The 15225-nt window shown below is 60.8% G+C and carries 18 protein-coding genes; 10 read left to right on the forward strand and 8 right to left on the reverse strand.

Features of this window, described 5'->3' with window-relative positions; translation table 11 throughout:
- The first annotated feature begins 3 nt into the window (after positions 1-3).
- Together PNAP_RS07270 and PNAP_RS07275 are read left to right on the forward strand one after the other, a co-directional pair.
- A complete protein-coding gene (locus PNAP_RS07270) occupies positions 4-456 on the forward strand; it encodes a nuclear transport factor 2 family protein (protein WP_011800857.1) in 453 nt (150 codons plus the stop codon).
- A 70-nt stretch (positions 457-526) separates the two neighbouring features.
- Positions 527-1054: a lipocalin family protein gene (locus PNAP_RS07275; RefSeq protein ID WP_157040229.1), complete on the forward strand. Its 528-nt coding sequence runs from the start codon at positions 527-529 to the stop codon at positions 1052-1054.
- A 127-nt stretch (positions 1055-1181) separates the two neighbouring features.
- Here PNAP_RS07275 and PNAP_RS07280 read toward each other — a convergent pair whose 3' ends face one another.
- Genes PNAP_RS07280 through PNAP_RS07290 form a run of 3 tightly spaced genes read right to left on the reverse strand, consistent with a single transcriptional unit; the run spans position 1182 to position 3305 of the window.
- Entirely contained in the window at positions 1182-2300 is a 1119-nt protein-coding gene (locus PNAP_RS07280; protein ID WP_011800859.1) for a lipocalin-like domain-containing protein, read from the reverse strand.
- Between the two features lies 1 nt (position 2301).
- Positions 2302-2760 (reverse strand): hypothetical protein, encoded by a 459-nt coding sequence (locus PNAP_RS07285; protein ID WP_011800860.1) that lies wholly within the window; start codon positions 2758-2760, stop codon positions 2302-2304.
- 8 nt (positions 2761-2768) lie between these two features.
- Entirely contained in the window at positions 2769-3305 is a 537-nt protein-coding gene (locus PNAP_RS07290; RefSeq protein ID WP_011800861.1) for a GNAT family N-acetyltransferase, read from the reverse strand.
- A 205-nt stretch (positions 3306-3510) separates the two neighbouring features.
- On the opposite strand from PNAP_RS07290, the gene rpsP reads away from it, so the two are divergent.
- From rpsP to PNAP_RS07320, 6 genes are all read left to right on the forward strand, one after another.
- Complete coding sequence (gene rpsP, locus PNAP_RS07295) at positions 3511-3786, forward strand: 30S ribosomal protein S16 (RefSeq protein WP_011800862.1); 276 nt, start codon at positions 3511-3513, stop codon at positions 3784-3786.
- A 16-nt stretch (positions 3787-3802) separates the two neighbouring features.
- Positions 3803-4411 carry a ribosome maturation factor RimM gene (rimM, locus tag PNAP_RS07300; RefSeq protein ID WP_011800863.1) on the forward strand — a complete coding sequence of 203 codons (609 nt, stop codon included), beginning with the start codon at positions 3803-3805 and terminating at the stop codon, positions 4409-4411.
- Between the two features lie 67 nt (positions 4412-4478).
- Positions 4479-5261 carry a tRNA (guanosine(37)-N1)-methyltransferase TrmD gene (trmD, locus tag PNAP_RS07305; RefSeq protein ID WP_011800864.1) on the forward strand — a complete coding sequence of 261 codons (783 nt, stop codon included), beginning with the start codon at positions 4479-4481 and terminating at the stop codon, positions 5259-5261.
- 133 nt (positions 5262-5394) lie between these two features.
- Positions 5395-5787: a 50S ribosomal protein L19 gene (gene rplS / locus PNAP_RS07310; RefSeq protein ID WP_011800865.1), complete on the forward strand. Its 393-nt coding sequence runs from the start codon at positions 5395-5397 to the stop codon at positions 5785-5787.
- A 69-nt stretch (positions 5788-5856) separates the two neighbouring features.
- A complete protein-coding gene (locus tag PNAP_RS07315) occupies positions 5857-6570 on the forward strand; it encodes a CoA pyrophosphatase (RefSeq protein ID WP_011800866.1) in 714 nt (237 codons plus the stop codon).
- A 72-nt stretch (positions 6571-6642) separates the two neighbouring features.
- The gene (locus PNAP_RS07320; RefSeq protein WP_011800867.1) at positions 6643-7662 is read left to right on the forward strand and encodes a CobD/CbiB family protein; all 1020 of its coding nucleotides are present in this window, start codon (positions 6643-6645) and stop codon (positions 7660-7662) included.
- A gap of 25 nt (positions 7663-7687) precedes the next feature.
- Here the strand turns inward: PNAP_RS07320 and rsgA are convergent, their stop codons facing one another.
- From rsgA to PNAP_RS07335, 3 genes are read right to left on the reverse strand one after another with little or no spacing between them, the layout of a single operon-like run.
- Positions 7688-8659: a ribosome small subunit-dependent GTPase A gene (rsgA, locus tag PNAP_RS07325; protein WP_041376593.1), complete on the reverse strand. Its 972-nt coding sequence runs from the start codon at positions 8657-8659 to the stop codon at positions 7688-7690.
- Complete coding sequence (locus PNAP_RS07330) at positions 8656-8976, reverse strand: 4a-hydroxytetrahydrobiopterin dehydratase (RefSeq protein WP_011800869.1); 321 nt, start codon at positions 8974-8976, stop codon at positions 8656-8658. Before PNAP_RS07330 ends, rsgA begins: the two co-directional genes overlap by 4 nt.
- Positions 8973-10262 carry a M48 family metallopeptidase gene (locus PNAP_RS07335; protein WP_011800870.1) on the reverse strand — a complete coding sequence of 430 codons (1290 nt, stop codon included), beginning with the start codon at positions 10260-10262 and terminating at the stop codon, positions 8973-8975. The genes PNAP_RS07330 and PNAP_RS07335 overlap by 4 nt, the downstream gene beginning before the upstream one ends.
- 35 nt (positions 10263-10297) lie before the next feature.
- On the opposite strand from PNAP_RS07335, the gene orn reads away from it, so the two are divergent.
- Both orn and PNAP_RS07345 read left to right on the forward strand, forming a co-directional pair.
- Positions 10298-10861: an oligoribonuclease gene (gene orn / locus PNAP_RS07340; protein ID WP_011800871.1), complete on the forward strand. Its 564-nt coding sequence runs from the start codon at positions 10298-10300 to the stop codon at positions 10859-10861.
- Between the two features lie 394 nt (positions 10862-11255).
- Positions 11256-13205 carry a DEAD/DEAH box helicase gene (locus tag PNAP_RS07345; protein WP_011800872.1) on the forward strand — a complete coding sequence of 650 codons (1950 nt, stop codon included), beginning with the start codon at positions 11256-11258 and terminating at the stop codon, positions 13203-13205.
- A 95-nt stretch (positions 13206-13300) separates the two neighbouring features.
- On the opposite strand, the gene PNAP_RS07350 is transcribed toward PNAP_RS07345, so the two are convergent.
- Entirely contained in the window at positions 13301-14278 is a 978-nt protein-coding gene (locus tag PNAP_RS07350) for a GMP reductase (RefSeq protein ID WP_011800873.1), read from the reverse strand.
- Between the two features lie 200 nt (positions 14279-14478).
- A complete protein-coding gene (locus PNAP_RS07355) occupies positions 14479-15207 on the reverse strand; it encodes a hypothetical protein (RefSeq protein ID WP_232290764.1) in 729 nt (242 codons plus the stop codon).
- Between the last annotated feature and the right edge of the window lie 18 nt (positions 15208-15225).

Genomic DNA, 15225 nt, shown 5'->3' on the forward strand with positions numbered 1-15225 from the left:
TTCATGAGCTATTCGCCTTGCCCCTCGACTGAAGAGGCAGTCACCCGCATCATCGTTTTTTTTGAGCAACTGACGCCGGGCGACGTTGCCGCCATAGACCGCTTCTATGCGCCGCAGGCCCGTTTCAAGGACCCGTTCAACGAGGTGCAGGGCGTGGCGCCTATCCAGCAGATTTTCAGTCACATGTTTGTGGCGCTGCATGAACCCCGCTTTGTCGTGACCGGCCGCGTGGTGCAGGGTGCGCAATGCTTTCTGACCTGGGACTTCGTGTTTCGCTTCAGGAATTTTCAGCAGGGCCGCACGCAGACCGTGCGCGGCGTCTCGCACCTGGTGCTGGATGCGCAGGGACTCATTACCCTGCACCGCGACTACTGGGACGCTGCCGAGGAACTGTATGAAAAGCTGCCCGTGGTGGGCTGGCTGATGCGCTGGCTCAAAAAGCGCGCCAGCAGCTAATTTTTTCAACTATTGACCCGGAGCCATGACCGTGCATTTGAACTTTTACCGACTTTGCGCAGCGCTCGCCATGGCGCCCAGCGCCCTGGCAATGCAACCGGCCCTGGCCCAGAGTGCCACCGGCCAGCCTCTGACCACTATAGCGTCGCTGGACCTGCCGCGCTATATGGGCACCTGGTACGAAATCGCCAGGTATCCGAATTCCTTCCAGCAGAAATGCACTGGCAACACTCGGGCGGAATACAGCATCAAGGGCGATGGTGGTGTGCAGGTCATCAATCGCTGCAAGCTGCAGAGCGGGGAGTTGAATGAAATCGTAGGCGCCGGCCGGCAGATTGGCAGCGCCACCTCGCCGAAGCTTGAAGTACGCTTCGCTCCGGCCTGGCTCTCATTCATTCCTGCCGTATGGGGCGACTATTGGGTCATTGACCTCGACGCAGCTTACCAACTGGTCGCCGTGAGCGATGACCGGCGCGAGTATCTGTGGGTGCTGTCCAGAACCCCCTGGGTCGAGCCAAAAGCCTATGAGGCTTTGCTGGGCCGGCTGGGCCAGAAAGGTTTTGATCTCCAGAAACTACAACTTACCCCGCAGGACTAAGCAGCGTTTCGCCCACCATTGCCTTGGTGCTGGGGGCGCTGACTTCAATGCGTTGCGACCTGCTAAAAAATCAAGATTTGGAGCGACTCCAATCGGGGCCAAGCCGCGTTGACCGCGACCGCCCTCGTCACAGCCGCAACGCCTGCCCATAACCCGTCATCTCCAGATAGCCCGTGCCCACACGCTTGCCCTGGCTGTCCATCAGTTCGCTGAGGCCTTCCCAGTAAATCGACCCGGTGGAGCTGCGGCTGTCGAGTTCCTGATGGTCGATCACGGCCTGGACGGTATAGGACTGGGCCGGCGTGCGCACCACCCATTGCACCGGGTAGGTGATTTGCGTCAGCGGGCTTTTCCAGCTTCGTTCGGCTTTGAAAAAAATCTCGCCGGGGTTGAAGATGCGCAGTTCACCCTGGGCTGACCTGAAGGAACCGCCGGCCCAGACCGCGTTGCCCTCCTTGTCGCGCAGCCTGAACGCGGTCAGCGCGCTGCCATCGTCCAGGTTCATGCCGATCCAGTCCCAGCCGACGGCGCTGGGGTGCAGCAGTTCCTGGCTCCATTCATGGTCCAGCCAGGCCTTGCCGGTGACGGCGAAAGTTTGCTCCTTGAGCTGCAGGCTGCCTGTTGCTGCCAGTTGAGGCTGGCTGTAGTAATAGCTGGCCTGTTTTTCTTCAGGGCCTTTGCGTGACAAGCCTTGCTTGCCTTGGAGCAGCACGCTTTGTGTTTCCTCAAACTGCAGGCTGAGCGCAAAGCCGGTCGCTGGCAGCTCTGCGCTGTAGCGTCCGCCGTCGGCCTTCAGCGACCAGTCGCGCAGCTTGACGGCCATGTCCTGCTCGCTGGCAGAGGCCACGCCGAAGCCGGCGCGGGCGATGCGCTGGTCGTGCCAGAGTTTTTTACCCTGCACGTCGGTGACAGCGGCATGTGCAAAGATCAATTGCCTAGCCGCGAATTTCGATGTCATGCCTTGCGTGCCATCGACCCGCGAGCGAAAGAAGGTGAGCTGAAAACCGAAGGTGCGCTGGTTTGCTGCCTGGGAAGTGGCGTGTCCAGTGATGTACCACCACTCGGTGCGAAAGTCGGGGTGCGAACCCCTGTCGCGCGGAAAGATCAACGTCCTGGCGGGGAGGGCGTGCGCGTCGCCGGTCCAGCCCGCTATTCCCGCTATTTCCGTTAATCCGGCAAGACCCGCCAGGCTGCCGAGCAGCAGGCGGCGCCGGTCCGGTGCGTTGATCTGCTTGGGGTTCTGCATGTTACTGGCTGATTTTTTTCGCCTCTTCAACCTGGTATTCGAAATAACGCTGGAAGCTGAAAGCAATGCTCGACATCAGGGCGATGCTGCCAAACAGCAAGGCAAACACGATGGCGCCCATCGTCAGCCAGTTGGTGTTGCCGGCAACGGCCTCGGGCGCGGCGGGATTATGCAGGGCATTCCATTTTTCTGGCGGCATCAGACCGTAATAGATTCCTGTCAGCGCGGTGCCAGCCAGCGTGAAGCCCAGCAAGGGAATCAGCGCCCAGGCCAGGTGATCGTCCTGGCCGTACATCCGCACCCGTTCGACGCCCCACCAGCCCAGTGCCGCAACCACCGGATGTGCCCAGGCCCACAAGTCCTTCCAGCCATACAGGTACAGGCGGTGCAGGCCAAGCTGGCCACCGATGAAAGCCAGCCAGGCGGCAAGGGTTTTGTTTTTCTGAGGAACTGTGTGCATGCGCTGGATTATGAGGCGGACGGTTCTGACGGCGGCTCCGTGTCGCCAGGCCCCAGGGTCTTTTGCATGATCACGATATCGCGCCAGGCGCCGAATTTCCAGCCGCAGGACTCAATGATGCCGACCTGCCTGAAACCCAGGGCCAGGTGAACCCCCACCGACCCGGCGTTGGCCGAATCGCCGACGATGGCCATGACCTTGCGAATCCCCGCCGCCTCGCAGCGCGCCAGCAGTTCAGCCAGCAAGGCGCGGCCCAGGCCCTTGCGCTGCAGGTCCGGCGCAAGGTAAATCGAGTCCTCCACCGAATACCGGTAGGCTGGACGGGGCTTGAACCAGTTGCCGTAGGCAAAGCCCAGAATCTTTCCGTCCTGCTCGGCAACCAGGTAGGGCAGTCCCTTGGACTGCACGTCGGCACGGCGGGCAGCCATGTCGCTGGTTCCGGGCGGCTCGGTTTCAAACGTGCCGGTGCCGTGCAGCACATGGTGGGCGTAAATCGCGGTGATGGCGCGAATGTCTTCGTCGCGGCTGGGGCGTATGAGGGGCATGCTGGATGAAGGGTTGAAAATGTTGGAGCCTGGTCCCGGAGGCATGAATAAGCGCAGCGATTTTCGACTCAAAACGGCGCAGTGCTGAGACGCGGGATATAATCGCAGGCTTTGCAGCATTTCGCTGGCCGGGTGGCCATGTCGTGTGTCTCAAGCGCTGCAGGAATATTTGGGGTACTTTTACCCCGCCACCCAAGGATAAATCATGGTCGTCATCCGGCTTTCACGCGGCGGTTCCAAACACCGTCCATTTTTCAATATCGTTGTGGCTGACAAGCGCGTTCGCCGCGATGGTCGCTTCATCGAACGCATCGGTTTTTACAACCCGATTGCCAAAGGCGGCGAAGAAGGTCTGCGCATCGTGCAAGACCGTTTGACCCACTGGATCGGTGTCGGCGCCCAGGCATCCCCAACCGTTCTGCGCCTGATCAAGCAAGGCGGCGCCACGGTTGTTGCGCCTGCTGCCGTAGCTGCTGCCTGATTTTCAGGAATCTTCGATGCGGCCTGGCCTTCAACCGTCCCTGGGCTTGACCTCGTCAAGCCTGCCTGACGACGCGCTTGAGGTTGGGCGCATTCTGGATGCCTGGGGTGTCAAGGGCTGGGTCAAGATACTGCCGCACAGCACGGATCCGGAAGCACTCTTTTCAGCTAAAACCTGGTACTTGCAGACGCCTGACGTCAAGTTTCGGCCGGGTTTCAGCCTTTTTTCGGGGACGGTCTCGCTGAAAGTGGATGAGGCAAAAATCCATTCCGGCGCGGTGGTTGCCAAATTTTCCGGTCTTGACGACCGCGATGCGGCTGAAGCCCTGCGCGGCGCCCGGATTTTTCTCTCGCGCAGTAGCTTTCCGGCTGCTTCCGCCGATGAATATTATTGGGTCGATCTGATCGGCCTGAACGTGCTCAACCGTGAAGGTGTCGCCCTGGGCTGCGTGCGCGACCTGATGGCGACCGGCCCGCATTCGGTGCTGTGCGTCGAATACGCCAGCACCCAGGAAGACGGCACCAGCGCAACTGCCGAACGCATGATTCCCTTCGTCGCAGCCTATGTCGATAAAGTTGACATCGCCGGCAAGTGCATCACCGTTGACTGGCAACCCGACTATTGATGTTCTGCGTCATGGCGCCATGCCGTGACGCATTCAGCCTTTTGTTCAGTGCTCAAAGTAGTTTTCCATGCGCTTTGATGTCATCACCCTGTTTCCCGAGATTTTTTCACCGTTCCTGACGAGCGGTGTGACGCGCCGTGCCTACGAATCCGGCCTGGTCGAGGTCAGGCTCTGGAATCCGCGCGATTTTGCCGATGGCAATTACCGGCGGGTCGATGACCGTCCCTTTGGCGGCGGACCGGGCATGGTCATGCTGGCCGAGCCGCTGACGCTGTGCCTTGAAAGCATTCGCGCTGACCGCGCCGCTTGCGGTGCGCCTGACGCGCCCACCGTTCTTTTTTCCCCGGTTGGCACGGTGCTGAGCCACGCCAGCGTCGAGCGCTGGTCAGCCAGCAGCAGCGGCGCCGTGCTGATTTGTGGCCGCTACGAAGGCCTTGACCAGCGTTTTATCGACACGCATGTGGACCACCAGATCAGCCTGGGCGACTTCGTGCTGTCGGGCGGCGAAATCGCCGCCATGGCCTTGCTGGACGCTGTGGCCCGGTTGCAGCCTGGAGTGCTAAACGATGAAGGCAGTCACCAGATGGACAGCTTCAACCCGGCGCTTGACGGCTTGCTGGACTGCCCGCATTACACCCGCCCGGAAACCTGGCGCGGCCAGTCGGTGCCGCCCGAATTGATGTCCGGCAACCATGCGCACATCGAGCGCTGGCGGCGTGAGCAGGGGCTGGCCTTGACCCAGCGCCAGCGCCCGGAACTGGTTCGGGCAGCCCGTAGGGCCGGGCATCTGAGCAAAAGCGACGAGGCCTTCCTGGCTGATTTTCCCAAAAATCCTGACCTCGATTCCTGAATTGCTATAATCAAAGGCTTTTCGGTCCTCTGGCGGCCACTGCAACCACTTGACCATTCTTTCGAATGAATCCATGGATTTGCGGTCTTTAGCGTAGCGCGTGCATGAACGAAATTAGTTAGATGGAAAAATCATGAATCTGATCCAGACCCTTGAGCAGGAAGAAATTGCCCGCTTGAACAAAACCATTCCTGTTTATGCTCCTGGCGACACCGTCATCGTGAGCGTGAACGTGGTTGAAGGTACGCGCAAGCGTTTGCAGGCTTTTGAAGGTGTTGTGATTGCCAAGCGCAATCGCGGCCTCAACTCCAGCTTCATCGTGCGCAAAATCTCCAATGGCGAAGGCGTCGAGCGCACCTTTCAGGTGTACAGCCCGCTGATCGCCAAGATTGAAGTCAAGCGCAAGGGCGATGTGCGCCGTGCCAAGCTGTACTACCTGCGTAGCCGCAGCGGCAAGTCGGCACGTATCAAGGAAAAACTGGGCGTCAAGGCTGTCAAAGCCGTGCAGCCCGTACAGGCTGCGTAAAAGCTCCTGTTGCCCTTGAAAAGCCGCTCCACCGAGCGGCTTTTTTCGTGCTTGTTATGCTGTTTCTCCATGAACCCCGCCAAGCCCTTGTCTTTACCCCTGTTTGATCCCCGCTCCATTCCTGTACTGGGAATTGACAGCCACCTGGCTGGCATCGGGCTGGACCGGCTCACGCCGCAAGCCCTGCGTGACCGGTTCAGGCATCCGCCGATGTGGACGCCCGAGCACAGTGTGGAAAAGAAGTTTTCCGACCGCCCACCCGCGCTGGCTGCGGTGCTGCTGCCCTTGGTGATGCGCGACGAACTCATGCTGCTGCTGACCGAGCGTTCCACGAACCTGTCCACCCATTCCGGCCAGATCGCCTTTCCGGGCGGCCGTACCGACGAGGCCGACCGGGATGCGGTCGATACCGCCCTGCGTGAGGCAGAGGAAGAGGTCGCCTTGCCGCGCCATCATGTGGAGGTTCTGGGAACCTTGCCCACCTATGTCACGGGCTCGGCCTTCATCATCACGCCGGTCGTCGCCCTGGTAAAGCCGGGCTTTCAGCTGCAACCTAATCCTGGGGAAGTGGCCGATGTGTTTGAAGTGCCGCTTGGGTTTTTGATGAATCCTGCTCATCACCGGCGCCACGAAACCGAGTTCGGCGGCGTACTTCGCCAGTGGCTTTCCATGCCCTACACCGAACCGATGGGCGAGGCGGCTGGCAGCGAATCCAGGGAGCGCTACATCTGGGGCGCGACCGCCGGCATGCTGCGAAACTTCTACCGTTTCCTCAGCGCCTGAACTGTTGCCTGCCTGGCGTACCGCAGCCGATAAAGCTTGCGGGTCGGCTCCGGGAGGCCGTTATGATTTGGCATGAGCTTTTTTGCCGTTTTGTTCGCACTCATCCTGGAGCAGGCCCGTCCTCTGGCCCGTGGCAACTGGGTTCACTCCGGTTTTTTGGGATGGGCACGCTGGGCGCATCGCAGCCTGGATGCCGGCAAGTCGCACCATGGATGGATCGCCTGGCTGTTCGCCGTCATGATTCCCACGCTGCTCACGCTGCTGGTGCACTGGCTGCTGTGGCAGGTCAACGTCCTGCTGGCCTTTGCCTGGAGCGTGGCGGTGTTGTATGTCACCCTGGGTTTTCGGCAGTTCAGCCACTACTTCACCGACATTCGCGATGCGCTGGACGATGGCGATGAAGACACTGCCCGCGAACTGCTCGCTCAGTGGCGCCAGGTGGATGCCAGTGAACTGCCGCGCAGTGAAATTGTCCGTCACGTCATCGAGTATTCGGTGCTGGCCGCCCATCGCCATGTGTTTGGCGTGCTGGGCTGGTTTTCGGTACTGGCTGCATTCGGGCTGGGGCCTGCCGGGGCGGTGCTGTACCGGACGAGCGAATTCGTGGCGCGCTACTGGACCTACAAAAGCAGGGCGCCGGGCGAGGGGGCCAGTCCGGCCCTTCAGCAGGTGGCCAACAGCGCTTGGGGCATCATCGATTTCATGCCTTCCCGCGTGACCTCCCTGGGGTTTGCGGTGGTGGGCAGTTTTGAAGATGCCATCGACGCCTGGCGCAATTACACCCAGCGTTTCCCGACCGGCGCCGCCGTCGCCACCGCCAGCCGCAACGACGGGCTGATCCTTGCCGCTACTTCCGGGGCCGTCAACGTGCGCTTGGGCGGCGAAGCGCTTAAAGCCGTGTTGACTCCTTCTGTTTCCCAGGAATTCGAGGCGGGCGGGCTGGACCCCGACAATGCAGTCATCACGGCATCAACGCCAGGCCGTGAGCCCGAGGTGGCGCACCTGCGCAGCGTCGTGGGCCTGGTCTGGCGTTCGGTGGTGCTGTGGATGGTGCTGCTTGCGCTGCTGACACTGGCGCGGCTGCTTGGTTAGAGCGCTGGCTGTGCCCGGTCCTTGTTCAGTACCGCGTCTGCGACAGCTCGGCAAACAACTCGCTATACAAACGATAGCGGTTAGCGCTGATGCTGCTTGCGCTAACGGTTGATTTGACCTCTGAAATCACGCCGCAGCCCGGTTCATGCAGGTGCGTGCAGTTGTAGAACTTGCAGTCTTGCGCATGCGCCTTGAAGTCGGGCATGTAGTTGGCCAGCTGCATCGGGTCGATGTGATGCAGGCCAAATTCCTGAAAGCCCGGCGAGTCGATCAGCGCGGTGGTCCTGGCTTCATCGACCCAGTACAGCGTCGTGCTGGTGGTAGTGTGCTTGCCCGAGTTCAGCGCCTGCGAAATCTCGGCCGTCAGCACCTTTGCCTGCGGCACCAGCAGATTGGTCAGGCTGCTTTTGCCAGCGCCCGACGGCCCCAGGACCAGCGTTTTCTTTCCGTGCAGCAAGGCCATCAGCTCTGCGGTCTGACCATCGTTTGCCGGGGCGGCAGCCGTTTTGGGCTTGATCGCCAGCGGCAGCACCTGGTAGCCCATGGCGCGGTAGGGCGCGAGCTTGGTCCAGGCCCGGCCGAAGGGCTCGGCCAGGTCGCTTTTGTTCAGCGCAATGATGGGCTTGATGCGCTCGGCCTCCGCCGCGATCAGGGCGCGCGTCAACTGGCTTTCCGAGAACTCGGGTTCTGCCGCGATCAGGATCAGGATCTGGTCCAGGTTGGCGGCAAACGACTTGGTGCGCATCTCATCCTGGCGGTAAAACAGGTTGCTGCGCTCCTCTATCTTTTCAATCGTGCCTTCGTCCTGCGAGGGCAGCCAGCGGATGCGGTCGCCGACGACGACCTGACTTTTCTTGCCGCGCGGATGGCAGATCAGGCGCTGGCCGGATTCGGTCTCGACCAGCACATGGCGGCCAAAACCGGCCACCACCAAGCCCGGCTGAGTCCCCGCAATTGGGGCAGCGCCGGCACGCGCCGATTGCTTTGGCTTGCTCAAACCAGCAGGGCGTCAACCTTCGACGCGCAGAAAAAATCGCTGACGGAAATGCCGTTGACATCGTGCGTATTGAAGCGCACCGTGCACTGTCCGTAGCTCACCACCAAGTCTGGATGGTGATCTTCAGCGTTGGCAATGAAGGCCACTGCATTCACGAAACCGATGGTTTCGTGGTAATTCTTGAACTTGAATGTTTTCTCCAGGGCGCCGTCGATCAGCCGCCAGCCCAGCGCCTGCTCGCCATTGAGCTTGCTGAGTTGCGTGACGATTTCGGTGGCGCTCAGGGCGCGCCGGTTTTGATGGATCGGATGGCTCATGAAGCTGCGCTTTCAGGGGAAGGGGTCATGCGTCCCAGCCGCTCGGAGGCGGGCGGGTGTGAATAGTAAAACTTGACAAATACCGGGTCGGGCGTGAGGGTGCTGGCATTGTCCTTGTAAAGCTTGAGCAATGCGCTCTGCAAATCCCGGCCGTCGGTTTGCGAAATGGCGTAGGCATCGGCCTCGAACTCATGCTTGCGCGAAAACTGCGCCATGACCGGCGACACAAAAAAGCTCAAGAGCGGCACCACCATCAAGAACAGCAGCAGGGCCAGCGCATCGTTGGCCCCCGCCAGGTTCGGCCTGACGCCCAGTCCGGTGTAAAACCACACCTGCGACGACGCCCAGCCCAGCAGGGCAAAGCCGACCAGGCTCATGGCGAACATCATCACGATGCGTTTGATGATGTGCTTGTGCTTGAAATGGCCCAGCTCATGCGCCAGCACCGCATCGACCTCGGCAGGGTTGAGCTGCTTGAGCAGCGTGTCGTAAAACACCACGCGCTTGGCGGCGCCAAAGCCGGTGAAATAGGCGTTGGCATGGGCCGAGCGCTTGCTGCCGTCCATCACGAACAGGCCCTTGGCGGCAAAGCCGCAGCGCTGCATCAGGGCCGTGACGCGCGCCTTCAGGGCCTCGTCGTCCAGCGGCTTGAATTTGTTGAACAGCGGCGCAATCACGGTCGGAAAAAGCACCAGCACCAGCAGGTTGAAACCCATCCAGACAACCCAGGTCCAGAGCCACCACCCCTCGCCGGCGCTGCCCATCAGCCACAGAATCAGCGCCAGAACAGGCAGTCCGACAACCGTGCCGACCAGCGTGGATTTGGCCAAGTCGGCCAGCCAGAGCTTGAACGTCATCTTGTTGAAGCCAAAGCGCTCTTCCAGCCGGAACGTCTTGTACAGGGCAAAGGGCAGGTCGAGCAGGCCGCTGATCAGGCCGAACGCCGCCAGCAGCACCAGTTGAGGCAGCAAGCTGCCGTAATCCGCCAGCCCTGAGCGCATCAATGCCTGGTTCAGCGTGTCAAGCCCGCCCAGCAGCGTCCAGCCCAGCAGCACGGCGGCGGCGAAGGCCATCTCCAGCATGCCCAGGCGGGTTTTGGCAATCGTGTAGTCGGCCGCTTTCTGGTGCGATGGCAGCGTGATGGTGGATGCAAAAGCGGCGGGCACCTGGTTGCGGTGCCGCGCCACATGGCGAATTTGCCGCGTGGCCAGGTAGAACTTTGTCACCAGCCCCAGAACGAGCAGGGCAGAAAACAGCGCGGTGAATACAAGGGAGTGGTCGGTCATGGCGGGAAGTTTAGGCGATAGGCGAGAATCGCAAGATGCTAGAGACTGAACCCTTACTTAAAAAATCCGACCAGAACCTGGTCTGGCTGGACTGCGAAATGACCGGGCTTGATCCCGAAAAGGAACGCATCATTGAAATTGCCGTGGTCGTGACCGGCCCGCAACTCACGCCGCGCATCGAAGGCCCGGTGCTGGCCATCCATCAATCGGATGAGTTGCTGGACCAGATGGACAAGTGGAACAAGGGCACCCACGGCCGCAGCGGCCTCATCGACAAGGTCAAGGCCAGCACCGTGACCGAGGAAGATGCGCAGGCGCAATTGCTGGCATTCCTGGCCAGGTATGTGCCCAAGGGTACGACTCCCATGTGTGGCAATACCATTGGCCAGGACCGGCGCTTCCTGGCCAAGTACATGCCCAAGCTGGAACTCTTTTTTCACTACCGCAATGTGGATGTGAGTACCTTCAAGGAACTGGCCAAACGCTGGCGGCCCGAGGTGTACAGCGCTTTCAAGAAGCACCAGAAGCACACAGCGCTGGCCGATGTGCATGAGTCGATTGACGAGCTTGAGCATTACCGGGAACATTTTTTGAAGTGAATTTGAATGCTTTTTAGGCCTTTTACGCATATCGGGCGGGTATATCAAGCTATTCAAATGATAGTAAAGGCATGCCTTGAAACCTGCTCTTGAGCTTGGTTGAACGGGGTAATGGCCTTTATTTTTAAAAGGTTAACTGGTAGAAACCCGTAAGTCGTGCCATAATCGTGGGCTTGCAGTTGCACACCGTGCTAACCGCATTTGTACATCTACCTCACACTTTTGGACTCTATTTTCGGAGTCACCGCATCAGGGCAATTCTGTTCTTGATCCGTATATTCGTTTGATGGTTGATGTTTTATTAACCATGAACGAAGCCTTCCGCATCGCGGGAGGTGGAGTTTCCTGTTCATTCGTCACAAACGAAGCGAGCAGGGGATTAGTGAGAAAAAACATGACTGACTCTTTTGAGACTCGCGGCGACTTTGCGCCTGAAACCCTTGACACCATTTCCGACCTGGAAATCCACGTGATTCCTGACTTCTCTTCCGACGAGCCTGTTGCCGTGGCAACCTCGCTGGAAGCCGTTGTCGCCGAGCCTAACGGCTTTGTGAAGCTGGGCCTGGCCAAGGAACTGCTGCAAGCCGTCGCCGACATGGGTTTCACCCAGCCAACCTCGGTGCAGATGGCCACCATCCCCAAGGCCATGCAAGCCCTGGACGCCGACCCGAAAGCGCCAAAATTCACCGATCTGCTGGTTTCCAGCCAGACCGGCAGCGGCAAGACCGCCGCCTTCCTGCTGCCCGTGCTGCACACCCTGCTGAAACAGCAGGAAGAAGCCGAGCGCAATGAACGTGCCGAATTTGAACGCCTGAGCGCCGAGGCCGTCGCCCGTGGCGAAGCGCCCTTGAAAAAACCCAAGCGCAAAGACCCGACCAACATGCGCAACTTCAAGGCCGCCACCCCCGGCGCCCTGATCCTGTGCCCGACCCGCGAACTGGCCCAGCAAGTCTGCGCTGACGCCATCGACCTGGTTCGCCATTGCCGTGGCCTGCGCGTTGCCAACGTCGTTGGCGGCATTCCTTACCAGCTGCAAATTGCCAAGCTGCAAAATGCCGACCTCGTCGTGGCCACGCCCGGCCGTCTGCTCGATTTGCAGCGCAGCATGCAGATCAAGCTCGACCAGGTTCAGTTCCTGGTGGTTGACGAAGCCGACCGCATGCTCGACCTCGGCTTTGCCGACGATCTGACCGAAGTCAACCAGCTCACCATCGAGCGCAAGCAGACCATGATGTTCAGCGCCACGTTCGCGCCGCGCATCATGCAACTGGCGACCCGCGTCATGCGTCAGCCGCAGCGCGTCGAGATCGACTCGCCGCACGAAAAGCATGCCTCGATCACCCAGTCGCTGCTGTGGGCCGACAACATGACCCACAAGCGCAAGCTGCTGGACCACTGGCTGCGCGACACCACCATCAACCAGGCGATTGTTTTTGCCTGCACGCAGGTGGAATGCGACGGCCTGGCCAATGACCTGGTGCAGGAAGGCTTCAGCGCCGTGGCGCTGCATGGCGCGCTGGGCCAGGGCCTGCGCAACCGCCGCCTGATGGCTTTCCGTGACGGCCGCGTGCAGATTCTGGTGGCTACCGACGTGGCTGCCCGTGGTCTGGACGTTCCGACCATCACCCACGTCATCAACTACGGCCTGCCGATGAAAGCCGAAGATTACGTTCACCGCATTGGCCGCACCGGCCGTGCCGGCCGCGAAGGCCAGGCGATCACGATTGCCGAGTTCCGCGACCGCCGCAAGATCCAGGACATCGAGCACTACACGCAGCAAAACCTCAAGGCCAGCGTGATTGCCGGTCTGGAGCCGCAGCAGCGTTTTGCCCCGACCTCCGAGCGCCCACGCGGCAACTTCGGCGGCGACCGCAATGACCGTGGCCCGCGCAGCTTCGGCGGCGGTGGCGGCGACCGTGGCGGTTTCGGCGGCCGCAAGCCGGCCGGTGGCGGCTTCGGCGGCGGCAATGCAGGCAGCTTCGGCGGCAATGCAGGCGGCGGCTTCGGTGGCAACCGTGACGACCGTGGTGGTTTCGGCGGAAACCGTGATGCCGGCGCCTTCCAGGGCCGTCCTCCAGCGCCTCAAGGCAACAATTACGCTGACCGGTCCGGTTTCAATGACCGCAATGCCCGTCGCCCGGATGACCGTGGTTTCGGTGGCGGCAACGCCGCGTTTGCACCGCGTGAAGACCGCAACTTTGGCGGCGGCAACGAAGGTTTTGCGCCCCGTGGCGATTTTGCAGACCGCAAGCCCGCTTTCGCCCGCCCAGCCGGCAAGGTGTTCGTGCCCCGCGATGCGGCCAAAAAGCCGGGCGGCAAGTTCACCAAGCCTTTCCGCGATTGAACATGAGATAAAGAGGCGCTGATCAGTCCTCAAGCTAAAAAAGCCGCTGCAACCCATCAAGGGCTGCAGCGGCTTTTTCTTTGGGCGAGCAAGATTTACATCATCAGGTCTTCATTCGAGTTCTTGCCGCCCAGCACCACGTAGTTCACCTTGCGGATGTCCATGAGCCGGGTGCCGCCCGCGTAGCTGATGGCGCTTTGCACGTCTTCCTCCATCTCGCGCAGCGTATCGACCAGCTTGCCCTTGATCGGCTCCAGGATGCGCTTGCCTTCGACGTGCTTGTACTCGCCCTTGTTGAAGTCCGAGGCACTGCCGTAGTATTCCTTGAACAGCTTGCCATCGACCTCGACGGTCTGACCCGGGCTTTCCTCCAGGCCGGCCAGCATCGAGCCGATCATCACCATCGTCGCGCCAAAGCGGATGGACTTGGCGATGTCGCCGTGCTCGCGGATGCCGCCGTCGGCAATGATGGGCTTGGTCGCCACCCGGGCGCACCACTTGAGCGCCGACAGCTGCCAGCCGCCGGTGCCAAAGCCGGTCTTCATCTTGGTGATGCAGACCTTGCCGGGGCCGATGCCGACCTTGGTCGCGTCGGCGCCCCAGTTTTCCAGGTCGATCACCGCTTCGGGCGTGGCCACGTTGCCGGCAATCACGAATGATTCGGGCAGATGGTTCTTCAGGTACGCGATCATTTTGCGCACCGTATCGGCATGGCCATGGGCAATGTCGATGGTGATGTATTCCGGCGCCAAACCTTCGGCGACCAGCCTGTCCACCGTGTCGTAGTCGGGCTGCTTCACGCCCAGCGAGATCGAGGCGTACACGCCCCGCGCCTGCATGTCGCGCACGAACTGCAGATTGTCCAGGTCGAAGCGGTGCATGACGTAGAAGTAGCCGTTTTGCGCCATCCAGACGCAGATGTCTTCGTTGACCACCGTCTTCATGTTGGCCGGCACCACCGGGATGCGAAAACTGCGCTGGCCCAGCGTCACGCTGGCATCGCATTCGGCGCGGCTCTCCACGCGGCATTTGCGCGGCAGCAGCAAGATGTTGTCGTAGTCGAAGATTTCCATGATTTTCCCAAGCTCCAGAAAAAAGGCTGTTGATGAACAGAGGGCGCTTGGAATGGCCGGTTTTTGCTGGCAGACGTGACCTCAGAGGTCAAGGCACCCACAAAAAAACCGGGCGCAATTGCTTGGACCCGGTGACTGATTCTAGGGGCTTGCCTGCCCGGCAGGCTGCGCTGGCGGCAATATCCTTGCGCTTCTTGTTTTCAAGGCACAGCGCAACGCGATTGCGCCGCCAGCAAGACCCGGCCCTGCGCATCCTCGACCCAGCCGATGACGCGCAGGCGGTCCGGGCTGGCCGCCGGCGCGATGTTCATCGAACGGCTTTCAAACAATCTGTTTTGCTCATCTTTTGATAGCTGCTTGCGCCCGTCCCATGTGCGCATAAGCACATTTCTGACCAGATTTCTCTCCACCGGCGAGCCTTCAAGGCCCACCGGCAGGGTTTCAACCAGCGCCAGCCAGGCGGTCAGGGGCTGCCTGGCCGCTGATGAAATCGGCCTGAGCTCGATGGATGCGCCCAGATAACCGGACACCGGCAAGCCGTGGGCGACGCGCAGCCTGGCGCCCTGGATGCCCTTGATGGCATGCCGGGCCGTCGTGGTTTTGACCGGCACGCTTTTTTTCAGCGCTTCCAGCCGGCTCAGCGCATCGCGCGTTGCCACGGCGGACAGCGGCGCATCGTCGCCTTGGTTTCCGGGAATGACCCAGTCCAGCGCGACGGCATTTTTGCCCGGCACCGGCGTGGCCGGGTCGCTCCAGCAGTCACCGCAGTCGGCGTTGATGAAGCGCTCCATGAGCGCTACCTGCCGGGGCTGGCCGTCGCTGGCGCAGAACGATTGCGCCTGCGCATCCGGGCTGACAGCCAGCACAAGCATGGCAAGCAGCAGGCCGTATCGAAATGGGGCTGACTTCAGGGAAGCGAAAAAGGGCATCGGGGGCTTTCTACAATG

Origin of the sequence: Polaromonas naphthalenivorans CJ2 (assembly GCF_000015505.1) — a bacterium.
GTDB classification, from domain to species: Bacteria; Pseudomonadota; Gammaproteobacteria; order Burkholderiales; family Burkholderiaceae_C; genus Polaromonas; species Polaromonas naphthalenivorans.

Excerpts from the sequence above, each read along its gene's own strand:
- PNAP_RS07270 (WP_011800857.1), top strand. The coding sequence starts at position 4 with ATGAGCTATTCGCCTTGCCCCTCGACTGAAGAGGCAGTCACCCGCATC.
- PNAP_RS07275 (WP_157040229.1), top strand. The coding sequence starts at position 527 with ATGGCGCCCAGCGCCCTGGCAATGCAACCGGCCCTGGCCCAGAGTGCC.
- PNAP_RS07280 (WP_011800859.1), bottom strand. The coding sequence starts at position 2,300 with ATGCAGAACCCCAAGCAGATCAACGCACCGGACCGGCGCCGCCTGCTG.
- PNAP_RS07285 (WP_011800860.1), bottom strand. The coding sequence starts at position 2,760 with ATGCACACAGTTCCTCAGAAAAACAAAACCCTTGCCGCCTGGCTGGCT.
- PNAP_RS07290 (WP_011800861.1), bottom strand. The coding sequence starts at position 3,305 with ATGCCCCTCATACGCCCCAGCCGCGACGAAGACATTCGCGCCATCACC.
- rpsP (WP_011800862.1), top strand. The coding sequence starts at position 3,511 with ATGGTCGTCATCCGGCTTTCACGCGGCGGTTCCAAACACCGTCCATTT.
- rimM (WP_011800863.1), top strand. The coding sequence starts at position 3,803 with ATGCGGCCTGGCCTTCAACCGTCCCTGGGCTTGACCTCGTCAAGCCTG.
- trmD (WP_011800864.1), top strand. The coding sequence starts at position 4,479 with ATGCGCTTTGATGTCATCACCCTGTTTCCCGAGATTTTTTCACCGTTC.
- rplS (WP_011800865.1), top strand. The coding sequence starts at position 5,395 with ATGAATCTGATCCAGACCCTTGAGCAGGAAGAAATTGCCCGCTTGAAC.
- PNAP_RS07315 (WP_011800866.1), top strand. The coding sequence starts at position 5,857 with ATGAACCCCGCCAAGCCCTTGTCTTTACCCCTGTTTGATCCCCGCTCC.
- PNAP_RS07320 (WP_011800867.1), top strand. The coding sequence starts at position 6,643 with ATGAGCTTTTTTGCCGTTTTGTTCGCACTCATCCTGGAGCAGGCCCGT.
- PNAP_RS07330 (WP_011800869.1), bottom strand. The coding sequence starts at position 8,976 with ATGAGCCATCCGATCCATCAAAACCGGCGCGCCCTGAGCGCCACCGAA.
- PNAP_RS07335 (WP_011800870.1), bottom strand. The coding sequence starts at position 10,262 with ATGACCGACCACTCCCTTGTATTCACCGCGCTGTTTTCTGCCCTGCTC.
- orn (WP_011800871.1), top strand. The coding sequence starts at position 10,298 with ATGCTAGAGACTGAACCCTTACTTAAAAAATCCGACCAGAACCTGGTC.
- PNAP_RS07345 (WP_011800872.1), top strand. The coding sequence starts at position 11,256 with ATGACTGACTCTTTTGAGACTCGCGGCGACTTTGCGCCTGAAACCCTT.
- PNAP_RS07350 (WP_011800873.1), bottom strand. The coding sequence starts at position 14,278 with ATGGAAATCTTCGACTACGACAACATCTTGCTGCTGCCGCGCAAATGC.
- PNAP_RS07355 (WP_232290764.1), bottom strand. The coding sequence starts at position 15,207 with ATGCCCTTTTTCGCTTCCCTGAAGTCAGCCCCATTTCGATACGGCCTG.